This window comes from Orrella dioscoreae (genome assembly GCF_900089455.2).
In the GTDB taxonomy this organism is placed as follows: domain Bacteria; phylum Pseudomonadota; class Gammaproteobacteria; order Burkholderiales; family Burkholderiaceae_B; genus Orrella; species Orrella dioscoreae.
In genome coordinates this window covers 942,942-956,603 of record NZ_LT907988.1, presented here as the reverse complement: position 1 = coordinate 956,603, position 13,662 = coordinate 942,942, and the positions used below count along the sequence as shown (strand labels likewise).

The following is a 13,662-nucleotide window of genomic DNA, read 5'->3' as shown; positions in this document are numbered from 1 at the left end:
CGTTCTCCTCCGTCTTGAAAAGCGGCCCGACCGGCGGGCCTCCCCTTCCTGCGTCCCTGTTGGTGCCCATTATGGAGCGCGCAGTCGGGCAAGCCGTATGTCCGAATGCAATAATCTGCGAGCGCATGACTCGGGGCGCAGCCCCCTCTCCCGGCCCGATGAGGGCCTGTGCCGGGCGGTCCCAAAAAGCGGGGGACGCATGGCTTGCGGGATGCAGTAACATCGCCTTGCCTCATCGCCTCAATCCTGCCTGTTTCTCTCTTCGTGGAAGGACGCCCCGGCCGGGCGCCTCCCGCTCCGCCGCGCGGCCCTCCCGCCGCCATCGGCAGCTTGCCCGAAGCGTTCACCATGCCCGCACAACAGAACACCAACTCCCTGATCCATCTCTCCATCGGCCTGTTGTGCGCCATCATTCTGGTGCTGGAAAGCGCCACGCAGATGGGCGTCATCCTGTGGGTGCTTTACCTGGTGCCGGTGCTGCTGACCGCCCTGCTCAACAACCGCAATCTGCCCCTGATCGTGGCGGGCGTGGCATCGGCGCTCATCATGCTGAGCCTGGTGAGCAGCACGACCAATGTCTCCATGGGCATCCTGGTGGCCAACCGCCTGATCGGCGTGGCGCTGGTCTTCGGCATCGCGTTCCTGATCCGCCACATCATCATCGAACGCCAGCGCGTTGCCCACCTGCTGTGGCTGCAGAAGGGCGAGAGCGAAGCGGCCGCCAGCGTGATCGGCGAGCCGAATGTCCAGGACGTGGGCAACAACGCGCTGGCGGTGCTGGCCGCCTACCTGGATGCCCAGGTCGCGGTGTTGCATCGGGTGGACCGGGGCAATCTTCTTCCCGCCGGCAGCTACGGCCACGACAGCAGCCTTCCCCTGCCTAACGGTTCGGGCTTGAGCCAGGAGGTCGCGCGGCACGGCAAGCCCGTCCTGGTGACGGACGTGCCGGCGGATTACCTGCGCGTGAGCTCCGGCCTGGGCGCGCGCGCGCCGCGCACGCTGCTGATCGTCCCCTTGCGCGCGGAAGGCCGCACGTCGGCAGTCGTCGAATTCGGATTCATGCGGGAAAAGATCGACATGACCCGCAAGACCGAGCTGCTCGACCACATTGCGAGCCTGCTCATCACCGCCCTGCGCGCCGCGGCCTATCGCCAGCACCTGGCCGAGCTGCTGGAGCAGACCCAGCGCCAGAGCGAAGAGCTGCAGGCGCAACAGGAGGAACTGCGCGTCTCGAACGAAGAACTGGAGGAGCAAAGCCGCGTGCTGCGCGAATCGCAGGCGCGGCTGGAAAACCAGCAGAGCGAACTGGAGCAGACCAACGTCCAGCTGGAAGAACAGACCCAGCGCCTGGAACGCCAGAAGCGCGAACTGCTGGATGCCCAGCGCGCCCAGGAGATCAATGCCAGCGAACTGGCGCGGGCCAACCGCTACAAGTCCGAGTTCCTGGCGAACATGTCGCATGAACTGCGCACGCCGCTGAACAGTTCGCTCATCCTGTCGCAGATCCTGTCGGAGGCCCGCGCCAAGGAACTGGACGAGGAGCAGGCGCGCAAATACGCCCGCACCATCCACGAGGCGAACAACGACCTGCTCGCCCTCATCAACGACATCCTGGACCTGTCCAAGATCGAGGCCGGCCACGTCGAGATCGACGCGCAGCCCGCCACGGTGGCCGGCGTGCTCGGTTCGGTACGCCAGCAGTTCGAACCCATCGCGGCTTCCAAGCAGGTGGAGTTCGTGGTCAACATCCAGCCCGGCACGCCCGCCACGCTGGTCACCGACCAGGGCCGCCTGCAACAGGTGCTGAAGAACCTGCTGTCCAACGCCTTCAAGTTCACGTCCGCGGGCAGCGTGACGCTGGAGGTCTCGGCCCCGCAAGGGGGCCGCCTCGCCTTCGCGGTACGCGACACCGGCATTGGCATTCCCGCGGCGCAGCAGGACATCATTTTCGAGGCCTTCCGCCAGGCGGACGGCACCACCAGCCGCCGCTATGGCGGCACGGGCCTGGGCCTGTCGATCTCGCGCGAACTGGCGCGCCTGCTGGGCGGCAGCATCCGCGTGGAAAGCACGCCGGGCCTGGGCAGCACCTTCACCGTGGAGGTCACGACCGACCTGAGCAGCGCCGTGGTCGAACGCGAGGAAACGCCTGCGCCCCTCCCGCCCCCCATGCCCGAGGCGCCCGCGCCGCGCCCGGAAGAGGTGGCCAGCGCCCCCGCCTCCAGCACGGACTGGATGCTGCGCACGCAATCCATCGAAGACGACCGGGCGCGCCGCCAGCGCGACAAGCTGGTGCTGGTGGTGGAAGACGACGAGCACTTCGCCTCCGTCCTGTACGACATCGCCCACGAACAGGGCTTCGACTGCATCCACGCCAGCAGCGGCGCCGAGGCCATCCGCCTGGCGCGCGAGACGCCGCCACACGGCATCCTGCTGGACATCGGGCTGCCCGACCAGTCCGGCCTGAGCATCCTTGAACAGTTGAAGCGCGATCCGGCCACGCGCCACGTGCCCATCCATATGCTGTCGGTGTCCGATCACGTGCAGACCGCGCTGGAACTGGGTGCCGTGGGCTACGCGCTGAAGCCCGTGGCCCGCGACGAACTGATCGAGGCCTTCCGCCGCGTGGAAGAAAAGCTGCAGGCCCGCGCGCGCCGCGTGCTGGTGGTGGAAGACGACGAGACGCTGCGCGAGAACATCGGCCTGCTGCTGCAGGCCGACGATATCGAGATCACCACCGTGGGCACCGCCGCCGAGGCGCTGCAGCACGTGGCCGAGCACACCTTCGACTGCATGGTCATGGACCTGATGCTGCCCGATGCCACCGGCTACGAGCTGCTGGAGCAGATGGCCTCGGGCCAGAAATATTCCTTCCCGCCGGTCATCGTCTATACCGGCAGGCAGCTGGACCGCAGCGAGGAACAGCGCCTGCGGCAGTACTCCAAGTCCATCATCATCAAGGGCGCGAAATCGCCCGAGCGCCTGCTGGACGAGGTCACCCTCTTCCTGCACCGGGTGGAATCGTCCCTGCCGGCCGACCAGCGCCAGCTGCTGCAGCAGGCCCGCCAGCGCGACCAGGCCTTCGAAAACCGCCGGATCCTGCTGGTGGAAGACGATGTGCGCAATATTTTCGCGCTCTCCAGCGTGCTGGAGCCGCTGGGCGCGAAGCTCGTCATCGCCCGCAACGGCCGCGAGGCGCTGGAGCTGGTGCAGAAGGACCCCGACCTGGACCTGGTGCTGATGGACCTGATGATGCCGGAGATGGACGGCCTGACGGCCACCCGGGCGCTGCGCAAGCGTCCCGAGCTGGCACGCCTGCCCATCATCGCGCTGACGGCCAAGGCCATGCCCGATGACCGCCGCAACTGCCTGGACGCCGGCGCCAACGACTACATCGCCAAGCCCATCGACGTGGACAAGCTGGTGTCGCTGTGCCGCGTGTGGCTGCCCAAGTGAGCCACGCCCTGCCCCGGCCCCAGACACGAACCCGATAACACCAAGCCCGATACGTGCCGGAATCTTCCATGAACACGCTTTTCGACATCGAGCTCAAGCTGCTGCTGGAAGGCGTGTACCTGCGCTACCAGCATGATTTCCGCGGCTATTCGATCGCCTCGATGCGCCGGCGCATCAAGCAGGCGGTGGAACATTTCGGCTGTGAGTCGGTGTCGCAGTTGCAGCATATGGTGCTGCACCAGCCGGCCGTGTTCGCCCAGATGCTGCAGTACTTCACGGTCCAGGTCAGCGAGATGTTCCGCGACCCGGCCTATTTCCTGGCCCTGCGCGAGGAAGTCGTGCCCGTGCTGGACACGTATCCATCCATCAAGATCTGGGTGGCGGGCTGCAGCACCGGCGAGGAAGTCTGGTCGCTGGCCATCATGCTGGAGGAGGAAGGCCTGCTGTCGCGCAGCCTGATCTACGCCACCGACATCAACCCCGAGGCGCTGAAGACGGCCGAGGCCGGCATCTATCCGCTGGAGCGCATCGCGCAGTTCAGCATCAACTACCGCCAGGCGGGCGGCAAGCAGTCGCTGTCGGACTATTACGTGGCCACCGGCGACGGCGCCCTGTTCCAGCGCGAACTGCGCAAGCACATCGTGTTCGCCGACCACAGCCTGGCCACCGACAGCGTGTTCTCGGAAGTCCACTTCGTGTCCTGCCGCAACGTGCTGATCTATTTCAACCGCGCGCTGCAGGACCGCGCCATCCAGCTCTTCGACGAGTCGCTGGTGCACCGCGGCTTCCTGGGGCTGGGCTCGAAGGAAAGCCTGCGCTTCACCGCGCGGTCCGACAGCTACACCGAGCTGCCCTCCGGCCAGAAGGTGTACCAGCGCCTATGAGCCCGAGCGACGTGACCGCCAGCACGCTGCCCACCGTGCCCGCCGGTGTCAAACTGATATGCGTGGGCGCGTCGGCGGGCGGCGTGGAAGCGCTGGGCGTGCTGCTGGGCGGCCTGCCCGCCGGCTGCCAGGTGGCGGTGGCGGTGGTGCTGCACATTCCGCCGCGCCACACGAGCCGCCTGGCCGAAGTCTTCCAGCCGCGCTGCAAGCTGCCGGTCAAGGAGGTCGAGGACAAGGAGCCCGTGCTGGCCGGTTGCGTCTATGTCGCGGCCCCTGCGTATCACATGCTCGTCGAGCCCGACCATAGCTTCTCGCTGTCCTGCGACGAGCCGGTCAACCATTCCCGCCCGTCGATCGATCTCCTGTTCGAATCGGCGGCCGCCGCCTATGGCAAGCAAGTCCTCGGTATCATCCTGACCGGGGCAAGCGCGGACGGGGCCGTGGGATTGGCGGCGATCCGCGAGCTGGGCGGCGCCGCCTGGGTCCAGGATCCCAACGACGCGCGCGTGCCGGCCATGCCTGCCGCCGCGCTGGCGCAAGCGGGCGCCGACCACGTCCTGACAGTCCGGAACATGGCGCAAGCCCTGTCCAGGCTGCCGGCCAGGCCACAATCATTCCAAGCTGACCCTCCGAGACAATGAATATCAACGTACTGGTTGTCGACGACATTTCGCAGAACCTGGTCGCCATCGACGCGCTGCTCGCGCGCCCGGGGCTGACCGTGCTGCAGGCATCGTCCGGCACCGAGGCCCTGGAACTGCTGTTGACGCACGAGGTGGCCCTGGCTCTGATCGACGTGCAGATGCCCGGCATGGACGGCTTCGAACTGGCGGGGCTCATCCGGGGCAGCGACCGCACCCGCAACGTGCCGCTCATCTTCCTGACGGCGGCGTCGCGCGAGCCCCAGACCAGCTTCCGCGGTTACGAAGCCGGCGCCGTGGACTTCCTGTACAAACCCATCGACCGCCACGTCCTGCTCAGCAAGGTCAACGTCTTCGTCGAGCTCCACACCCAGCGCCAGCAGTTGGCCACCCAGCTGGAGGCGCTGCAGCAGGCGCTGCACATGAACGACCTCTTCACGGCCGTGCTGGGCCATGACCTGCGCAACCCCTTGTCGGCCGTGGTCAGCGGCGCGGTGCTGCTGCAGCGTGTCTCGGAAGATGGGTCGGTGCAATCCGTGGCGCAGCGCATCGAAGCCGCCGCCACGCGCATGAACCGCATGGTGAGCCAGTTGCTGGACGTCGCGCGCATCCGCGCCGACGGCCTGGTGCTGGCCCGCAGTGAAACCGACTACGGCCAGTTGTGCCACACCATCGTCGACGAACTGGTCAGCGCCAATCCCGAGCGCCAGGTCGACATCCAGGTGCAAGGCAACGTGCGCGGTCCCGCCGACGTCGACCGGCTGTCGCAGGTCATCTCGAACCTGGTCGGCAATGCGCTCAAGCACGGCGCGCCCGACGCGCCCGTGCGCCTGGACGTGGACGGCACCGATCCGGCGCGCATCGTCGTGCAGGTCGCCAACCGGGGCGCCATCCCCCCCGACCGCATGAGCCACCTATTCGAGCCCTTCCGTGCCGGGCTGAACGAGGCCCGCCGGGAAGGCTTGGGATTGGGCCTGTACATCGTGAAGCGTTTCATCGACGCGCATGGCGGCGAAGTGAGCGCGCGCTCCGATGCCGAGACCGGCACGGTGTTCGAGCTTGTCCTGCCCCGCTGAGGCTGCCCCGGCGCGGCGCGCCACCTGCGCGCGCTGCGCCCGCCCCCTGTCGCATTGCCTGTGCGACCGGATTCCCCGCCTGGAGAACCGCACGCCCGTGCTGATCCTGCAGGACAGCCGGGAAAGCCGCCATCCGCTGAACACCGCCCGCCTGGCCGCCCTGGGGCTGGCGCGCGCCACGCTGCTGGCCGGCACCGATTTCGACCCGGCGCTGTGGGCCACGCCCGGCGCGATGCTGCTGTTTCCCGGCCCGGATGCCAGAGTGCTGGCGCCTGACGGGCCGGTTCCCGCGCCCAGCCTGCTGGTCGTGCCCGACGGCACCTGGCGTCAGGCGCGCGGCCTGCTGGCACGCCACCCCACCCTGGCTGCCCTGCCCCGGCTGACGCTGCCAGACGGCCTGCCTGCCCGGTACAGGGTGCGGCGCGCCCCGGATACGGGCGCGCTGTCGACGGTGGAGGCCATCGCCCACGCCCTGGCCGCGCTGGAGGCGCCCAGGCGTTTCGACGCCCTGCTTGCGCCTTTCGAGGCGCTGGTCCAGGGGCAGATTTCCGCCATGGGCCCCGCCATTTATGCCCGGGATCATCTCGGCCCGCGCCAGGACTAGGCCTGCGGGCCAGCCAAGTGTGGGGTTTCCCCCACTCACTCGGGCTTAACGCCGAGTTTCCGGAAGAAACAAAAAAGGTAATATTGCAGGCTTCCCGTCGAGCGGGAAAGAGACCATAACGATTAGGGTGGTGCATCCATGACAAGCAAATTCAAGACCCTGCTGGCCGCGCTGGTCGCCGCTGGCGCCATCCCCGCCGCGCATGCGGCCGACCTGAAGATCGGCGTCGCCGCAGCCCTGTCGGGCGGCGCCGCCCAGTACGGCATCTCGATCCGCAACGGCTTCGAGCTGGCCGCTGCCGAAGTGAACGCCGCTGGCGGCGTGAACGGCAACAAGATCAGCCTCGTGGTCGAGGACGAGCAGGGCCGCAAGGAAGAGGCCATCAACGTCTTCCGCAAGCTGGTGTTCCAGGACAAGGTCCTGATGGTCTTCGGCCCGACGCTGTCGAACTCGGCCCAGGCTGCCCACCCGATCGCCCAGGGCGCCAAGACCGTGGCATTCGGCACGTCCAACACCGCCGACGGCATCACCTCCATCGGCAACTTCATTTTCCGCAACTCGGTCACCGAAGCCGACGTGCTGCCCGCCACCATCGAGATGGTCAAGCGCAAGACCGGCCTGAAGAACGTGGCCGTGCTCTATGGCAACGACGACGTCTTCACCAAGAGCGGCTACGACAACTTCGCCAAGGCACTGAAGGACCAGAACATCCCGGTCACCACGACCGAGACCTTCGCCAAGGGCGACGTGGACTTCAAGGCCCAGCTCACCAAGATCAAGAGCACCAACCCCGACGCCCTCGTGATGTCGGCGCTGATCGCCGAAGGCGCGCCCGCCATGGTGCAGGCCCGCCAGGTCGGCCTGAACGTGCCGGTCATCGGCGGCAACGGCATGAACTCGGTCAAGATCTTCGACCTGGCCCCCGGCGGCAACTCCAACAACCTGTGGATCGGCAGCCCCTGGTCCATCGAGAACAAGGCTGCTGAAAACGCCAAGTTCATCGAAGCCTACAAGGCCAAGTACAATGTTGCGCCCGATCAGTTCGCCGCCCAGGCCTACGATGCCCTGTACATCGTGACCCAGGCGCTGAAGAACACCCAGATCACCGGCAACCTGCCCGCCGATCGCATCGCGCTGCGCGATGCCCTGCCCGCAGTCCAATGGACCGGCGCAACCGGCCCCTTCAAGTTCCGCCAGGCTACCGACCGTGCCGGAAAACCCGCAGGCTACGACGCCGACCAGGCGCCGATCGTCAGCGTGACGAAGGATGGCAAGTACGTGATCGAGAAGTGATCGACAGTCAGTAAGGCTCTACCCAACCGCTAAGCGCGGGTGCGCCTTGCGGACGACGCGTGTGCGTCGTCCGCAAGGCGTTTTGATTTGGAAAACCCCTCATCATGCTTGAACAACAACTCATCAACGCGCTCTCGCTGGGCAGCGTGTATGCCCTGTTCGCGCTGGGCTTCACGCTGGTCTTCGGCGTGCTCGGCGTGATCAACCTTGCCCACGGGGCCGTGTTCATGGTGGGCGCGTATGCCGCGCTGACCGTCATCACCGCGCTGAACCTGCCGCTGTGGGCCGGCCTGATCGCCGCCATGCTGGCCGCCGGCGTCGTGGGCGCGCTGATCGACTTCCTGGTGCTCAAGCCCCTGCGCCGCCGCAACGCCCCCCACCTGATCCCCATGATCGCCACCATCGGCGTGGGCATCATCCTGAACAACACCGTGCAGGGCATCTTCGGCGCCAGCAACCTGCGCTTCCCGCACGGCACCGTGCCCGAGGAGTCGATCCAGATCGGCGACCTGCACGTGACCGCCATCGAACTGGGCATCATCCTGGCCTCGTTCGTGCTGATGGCGATCCTGATGATCGTCATGCGCCGCACGCAGTTCGGCCGCGCGCTGCGCGCCATCGCCGAATCGCCCAAGGCCGCCTGGCTGCTGGGCATCAACGTCGAGCGCCTGTTCCTGGTGACCTCGTTCGCGGCAGCCGCCCTGGGCGGCATCGCCGGCGTGCTGATCGGCCTGTACTCCAATGCGCTGTTCCCCCTGATGGGCCAGCCGATGCTGCACAAGGGCATCGCGGTCATCATCCTGGGCGGCATGGGCGACATCCGCGGCGCCATGATCGGCGGCCTCTTCCTGGGCTTCGCCGAGGTGCTGTCGGTCGTCTACATCGGCTCGACCATGCGCGACGCCGTGGCTTTCGGCCTGCTGTTCCTGATCCTGCTGATTCGTCCGCAGGGCCTGTTCGGCAAGATCGTGCAACGCAAGGCATAACGGCAATGAGCGGATTCGAGAATTTCTGGGCCATCTACGGCAACCTGGTGCTCAGCCTGGGCACCAACTCCCTCCTGGCGCTGTCGATCTGGCTGACGCTGTCCTGCGGCATGCTGGCCATGGCCAACGCCGCCTTCATGGGCATCGGCGCCTACACGGCCTCCATCCTGACGATGAACTACGGCGTGTCCTTCCCGGTGGCGCTGGCCGGCGGCATGGCCGCGCCTGCCCTGGTGGCCGCCATCATCGCGCTGCCCACCTTGCGGCTGTCGGGGGTATACCTTGCGATGGCCACGCTGGGTTTCGGCGAAGTGGTGCGCATCACGGTGCTCAACACGGAATCGCTGACCGGCGGCGCGCTGGGCCTGAATGGCATCCCGCAGGTCACCCAATGGTGGCACGTGCTGCTGGCCGTGGTCATCGTGGTGTTCGTGCTGTGGCGCGTGCGCGCCTCGAAGGTGGGCCGTTCCTTCGACGCCATCCGCGGCGACGAGACGGCTGCCGGCCTCATGGGCATCAACGTCCGCTCGGCCAAGACCCTCGCCTTCGTGGGCGGCGCGGTCATCGCCGGCCTGGCGGGCGCCCTGAACGCGCACCTGACCTTCTTCATCGGCCCGCAGGAATTCGGCTTCGACCGCGGCGTGGAAATCCTGACCATGGCCATCCTGGGCGGGATCAACAGCCTGGCCGGCCCGATCCTGGGCGCCACCATCATCACCATGCTGCCCGAGCTGCTGCGTGGCTTCAACGACTTCCGGCTGGTCGTGAACGGTCTCATCCTGGTGCTGATCGTTCTTTTCCTGCCGCAAGGTATCTGGGACCCCGCGCGCATGAAGCGCTGGTTCCGCAAGGAGGGACGCCGCCATGCTTGAACTGGGCGCCATTTCCAAGAATTTCGGCGGCCTGCATGTGCTGCATGACGTCAACGTGTCGGTGCCGCAAGGCGCCATCTTCGGCCTGATCGGCCCGAACGGCGCGGGCAAGACCACGGTGTTCAACCTGATCACCGGCCTGCTCGCCCCGTCCGGCGGCACCATCCAGTTCGATGGCCAGAGCCTGCTGCAGAAGAAGCCGCACGAGATCACCCGCCTGGGCATTGCCCGCACCTTCCAGAACATCCGTCTCTTCAAGGAGATGACGCTGCTGGAAAACGTGGTCGTCGGCGCCTATCGCCACATGCACTACGGTTTCGGCGGCCTGCTGCTGGGCCTGCCGGGCTACCGCAAGCACGAGGCCCAGGCGCGCACGCGCGCCCTGGAGCTGCTGTCGTGGATGAAGCTGGACCACAAGGCGCACGACCTGGCCGACAACCTGTCCTACGGCGAGCAGCGCCGCCTGGAGCTGGCGCGCGCGCTGGCCACCGAGCCGCGCCTGCTGCTGCTGGACGAGCCCGTGGCCGGCATGAACACCGGCGAGCGCGCCGAGCTGATGCGCGAGATCACCGCCATCCGCGACCGCGGCTACACCATTCTCATGATCGAGCACGACATGCGCTTCGTCATGGGCCTGTGCGAACGCATCGCCGTGCTGAACTTCGGCAAGATCATCGCCTGCGGCCGTCCCGACGAGATCCGCAACAACGAACAGGTCATCGAGGCCTACCTGGGCCGCGAGGACGACGACGAGCCGAGCGCTGAAGGAGTCACCCAATGAGCGCCGCACGGCCGCCCGAAGGCGCGAAATCCGGAGCCCGCCAGGGCGGAGGTAAAACCCAATGAGCGCACTGCTGGAAGTCCGCGGGCTGGAGATCAACTACGGCCACATCGAGGCGGTGCGCGGCATCGACTTCGACCTGAAGGACAAGGAAATCACCGCCCTGGTCGGTGCCAACGGCGCCGGCAAGTCGACCACGCTGCTGGCCCTCTCGGGCCTGATCCCGAAAGTGCGCGGCACCGTGCGCTTCGCGGGCGAAGACGTGAGCCGCCTGTCGCCCAGCGACCTGGTGGCCCGCGGCATCGTGCAGGTGCCCGAGGGCCGGGCCATCCTGACCACGATGACCGTGCTGGAGAACCTGGAACTGGGCGCCTACCGCCGCGGCATGAAGAACGCCGCGCAGGACCTGGAATACGTCTTCCACCTGTTCCCCCGCATCAAGGAGCGCATCGATGGCCTGGCGGGCAACCTGTCGGGCGGCGAGCAGCAGATGCTGGCGATCGGCCGCGCGCTGATGGCCAAGCCGCGCCTGCTGCTGCTGGACGAGCCGTCGATGGGCCTGGCCCCCATCGTGGTGCAGGACATCTTCCGCTCGCTGCGCACGATCAACGGCGACGGCATCACGCTGTTCCTGGTCGAGCAGAACGTGCGCCAGGCGCTGAAGATCGCGCAGCACGGCTATGTGCTGGAAAACGGCGCCATGGCGCTGACCGGCACCGGCCGAGAACTGCTGAACCATCCCCGCGTGCTGGAAGCCTACCTGGGCGCCTGAGCCCCAGCCGCCACGCGCCGCGCCATCCCTGCCCCGCCATCCGGCGGGGCCGCAGTCCCGCCGGCCGCCTGCCCCGGCCGCAAGCAGACAGAAGGAGTCGACCCCGTGAAAGTTTTCCCTCAACGACTCAACGAGGGCTACCGCAACTTCCTGGAAGGCCGCTTCAACAGCGAGCGCCAGCGATACCGCGACCTGGCCGAGAAAGGCCAGAACCCCGAGATCCTGATCATCGGCTGTTGCGATTCGCGCGTCTCGCCCGAGGTCATCTTCGACGCCGGCCCCGGCGAACTGTTCGTGGTGCGCAACGTGGCCAACCTGGTGCCGCCCTATGAGCCGGGCACCGGGTCCTATCACGGCGTCAGCGCGGCCATCGAGTTCGCCAACAGCGGCCTGAAGGTCAAGCACATCGTCGTGCTGGGCCATGCCTCCTGCGGCGGCGTGAAGGCGTTCTATGAAGACGGCAAGCCGCTGTCGGACAGCGACTTCATCGGCAAGTGGATGTCGCAGATCCAGCCGGCGGCCGACGCGCTGGGTGAGCTGGGCGACGACCACATCGCCAACCTGCGCAAGCTGGAGCTGGCCACGGTCAAGCTCAGCCTGCGGAACCTGATGACCTTCCCCGGCGTGCGCCGCCGCGTGGAAGCCGGTGAGTTGCAGCTGCACGGCACGTATTTCGGCGTGGCGACGGGGCTGCTGTTCATCCTCGACCACGAAAGCGACGACTTCAAGCCCTGCGTGGAACAGCCGGGCTGATCGGTCCCGTCACGGGCCGCGGCGCACTGCCCCGGCCCGCTCGCACCGCCCCGCCTGTCCGGGCCTAGAGTCCCGCGAACAGGATGATGGCATTGACCGCCAGCGCGGCCGCCCAGCACAGCGAGCGCAACAGGCCCTGGCCGGCGATATACAGGCCCAGGTAGGCCACGCGCAAGGCCAGCCAGATTCCCACCAGGCCGTCGAGATAGGCGGGATCCACCTGCCTGACGAGGGCGAACAGCACCGCGGCATAGAAGAACGGCAGCGCCTCGAAGGCGTTGTTCTGCGCCGCATGCGCACGCGCGCGCCACCCCTGCTGCTTGGCCAGCCACTCACGCGGCGCATTGTTGTTGAACCCCTTGCCGCCCACCTTGGCGATCAGCGCGCTGACCGGGGGCAACAAGGCGGCGGCCAGCATCAGCCAGGCGATCGTGATCATGACATCTCCTGCGCAACGCGCGCGATCCGGAAGTGCCCATTATGCAGCCAGGAAGACCGGCAACCGCCAGTTTCCAGTTTTGCTACGCTAGCCGCTTTTTTTCCATGCCCATAATCCCGCGCCGCCTCCCTCCCGCCCTTGTCCTGGCCGCCTGCACAGCCCTTGCGCAGGCACAGTGCCCACCTGCCCAGCCCGACCGATACCGCATCCAGGGGGCGCAGGTCGCCGATCGCGCAACCGGGCTTGAATGGCAGCGCTGCAGCATGGGCACGACCGTGACCGCCAGCGGGCAATGCCAAGGCGTACCGGCACTGTTGAGCCTGCCCGACGCAGGCAAGGCTGCCGCAAGCGCGGGCCAGGGGTGGCGCCTGCCCACCGCGCAGGAACTCCTGACCCTGGTGACGGCGCCCGGCTGTCCCGCGCCGACGCTGGATGCGGCCGTTTTCCCGGGACTGGCGGACCTCGGCGACGGCATTCCCTATTGGAGCGACACGCCCGCCGACCTGCCCGTTCCCATGCGCATGCACTACTACGTCGATTTCGCGGATGGCCGGGTGGATGCCCACACACTGGGTTTTCCGCTGGCGGTGCGCCTCGTGCGCGGGGGAGCTGGGCAATGAAGCATGCCGCGCTCGCAAGCGCGATGGCCTGGCTGGCATTGGCTGGGGGCATGGCCTGCGCGGCGCAACCTGACTCGCCGGGTTGCGCCGATGGCGTGGACGACAGCCTGGTCGCCGCGCAGCAATGCGCCAGCCTGGATCAGGAGACCCAGCACGCACGGTTGTCCGGCGCCCACCAGGCCTTGCAGGCCCGCCTGTCCCGCGAGGAGGTCGAAGGGCTGGCCGCTGCGCAGGCGCAGTGGCAGTCCTATCAGACCAGCCACTGCGCGCTCGTCGTGGCCATCGCCGGCCGGGACAACCCGGCGTGGCGTATCTCCTGGGCGGAGGTCGCGGACCTGACGTGCAGGGCCGAACTCGCTCAGGCACGCGCGCTGCAACTCGAGGACCTGCTCGCCATCGCACAGCGCCTGGACGCAAGGCAGGCCAGCCGGGAACCTGCGACGGCGCCCGCCACAAACGCAGGCCCTGGGCGATAATGCGCCCCTGAA

At 67.4% G+C, this 13,662-nt stretch carries 14 protein-coding genes; 13 read left to right on the top strand and 1 reads right to left on the bottom strand.

Annotated elements, in window-relative coordinates; genetic code table 11:
- The first annotated feature begins 348 nt into the window (after window positions 1-348).
- The 11 genes from ODI_RS04340 (at window position 349) to ODI_RS04290 (ending at window position 12,115) form a co-directional block, all read left to right on the top strand.
- Entirely contained in the window at window positions 349-3,453 is a 3,105-nt protein-coding gene (locus ODI_RS04340; RefSeq protein WP_067752804.1) for a response regulator, read from the top strand.
- 68 nt (window positions 3,454-3,521) lie between these two features.
- Window positions 3,522-4,337, top strand: coding sequence for a CheR family methyltransferase (locus ODI_RS04335; protein WP_067752681.1), 816 nt, complete (start codon window positions 3,522-3,524; stop codon window positions 4,335-4,337).
- Window positions 4,334-4,978, top strand: coding sequence for a chemotaxis protein CheB (locus ODI_RS04330; protein WP_067752679.1), 645 nt, complete (start codon window positions 4,334-4,336; stop codon window positions 4,976-4,978). The genes ODI_RS04335 and ODI_RS04330 overlap by 4 nt, the downstream gene beginning before the upstream one ends.
- Window positions 4,975-6,054 carry a hybrid sensor histidine kinase/response regulator gene (locus ODI_RS04325; RefSeq protein ID WP_067752675.1) on the top strand — a complete coding sequence of 360 codons (1,080 nt, stop codon included), beginning with the start codon at window positions 4,975-4,977 and terminating at the stop codon, window positions 6,052-6,054. The genes ODI_RS04330 and ODI_RS04325 overlap by 4 nt, the downstream gene beginning before the upstream one ends.
- Complete coding sequence (locus ODI_RS04320; RefSeq protein ID WP_074046791.1) at window positions 6,038-6,658, top strand: tRNA-uridine aminocarboxypropyltransferase; 621 nt, start codon at window positions 6,038-6,040, stop codon at window positions 6,656-6,658. The genes ODI_RS04325 and ODI_RS04320 overlap by 17 nt, the downstream gene beginning before the upstream one ends.
- Window positions 6,659-6,796: 138 nt before the next feature.
- Complete coding sequence (locus tag ODI_RS04315; protein WP_067752672.1) at window positions 6,797-7,951, top strand: ABC transporter substrate-binding protein; 1,155 nt, start codon at window positions 6,797-6,799, stop codon at window positions 7,949-7,951.
- 104 nt (window positions 7,952-8,055) lie between these two features.
- A complete protein-coding gene (locus ODI_RS04310) occupies window positions 8,056-8,937 on the top strand; it encodes a branched-chain amino acid ABC transporter permease (RefSeq protein WP_067752669.1) in 882 nt (293 codons plus the stop codon).
- A 5-nt stretch (window positions 8,938-8,942) separates the two neighbouring features.
- Window positions 8,943-9,809: a branched-chain amino acid ABC transporter permease gene (locus tag ODI_RS04305; protein WP_067752667.1), complete on the top strand. Its 867-nt coding sequence runs from the start codon at window positions 8,943-8,945 to the stop codon at window positions 9,807-9,809.
- A complete protein-coding gene (locus tag ODI_RS04300) occupies window positions 9,802-10,590 on the top strand; it encodes an ABC transporter ATP-binding protein (protein ID WP_067752664.1) in 789 nt (262 codons plus the stop codon). The genes ODI_RS04305 and ODI_RS04300 overlap by 8 nt, the downstream gene beginning before the upstream one ends.
- 61 nt (window positions 10,591-10,651) lie before the next feature.
- Window positions 10,652-11,362 (top strand): ABC transporter ATP-binding protein, encoded by a 711-nt coding sequence (locus ODI_RS04295; RefSeq protein WP_067752661.1) that lies wholly within the window; start codon window positions 10,652-10,654, stop codon window positions 11,360-11,362.
- A 105-nt stretch (window positions 11,363-11,467) separates the two neighbouring features.
- A complete protein-coding gene (locus tag ODI_RS04290; RefSeq protein WP_067752658.1) occupies window positions 11,468-12,115 on the top strand; it encodes a carbonic anhydrase in 648 nt (215 codons plus the stop codon).
- A 64-nt stretch (window positions 12,116-12,179) separates the two neighbouring features.
- Here ODI_RS04290 and ODI_RS04285 read toward each other — a convergent pair whose 3' ends face one another.
- Window positions 12,180-12,554 (bottom strand): MAPEG family protein, encoded by a 375-nt coding sequence (locus ODI_RS04285; RefSeq protein ID WP_067752655.1) that lies wholly within the window; start codon window positions 12,552-12,554, stop codon window positions 12,180-12,182.
- 41 nt (window positions 12,555-12,595) lie between these two features.
- Here ODI_RS04285 and ODI_RS04280 point away from each other — a divergent pair, with 41 nt between their 5' ends.
- Together ODI_RS04280 and ODI_RS04275 are read left to right on the top strand one after the other, a co-directional pair.
- Window positions 12,596-13,174, top strand: coding sequence for an Lcl C-terminal domain-containing protein (locus tag ODI_RS04280; RefSeq protein ID WP_082985272.1), 579 nt, complete (start codon window positions 12,596-12,598; stop codon window positions 13,172-13,174).
- Window positions 13,171-13,650, top strand: coding sequence for a lysozyme inhibitor LprI family protein (locus ODI_RS04275; RefSeq protein ID WP_067752652.1), 480 nt, complete (start codon window positions 13,171-13,173; stop codon window positions 13,648-13,650). The genes ODI_RS04280 and ODI_RS04275 overlap by 4 nt, the downstream gene beginning before the upstream one ends.
- The last annotated feature ends 12 nt before the right edge of the window (window positions 13,651-13,662 follow it).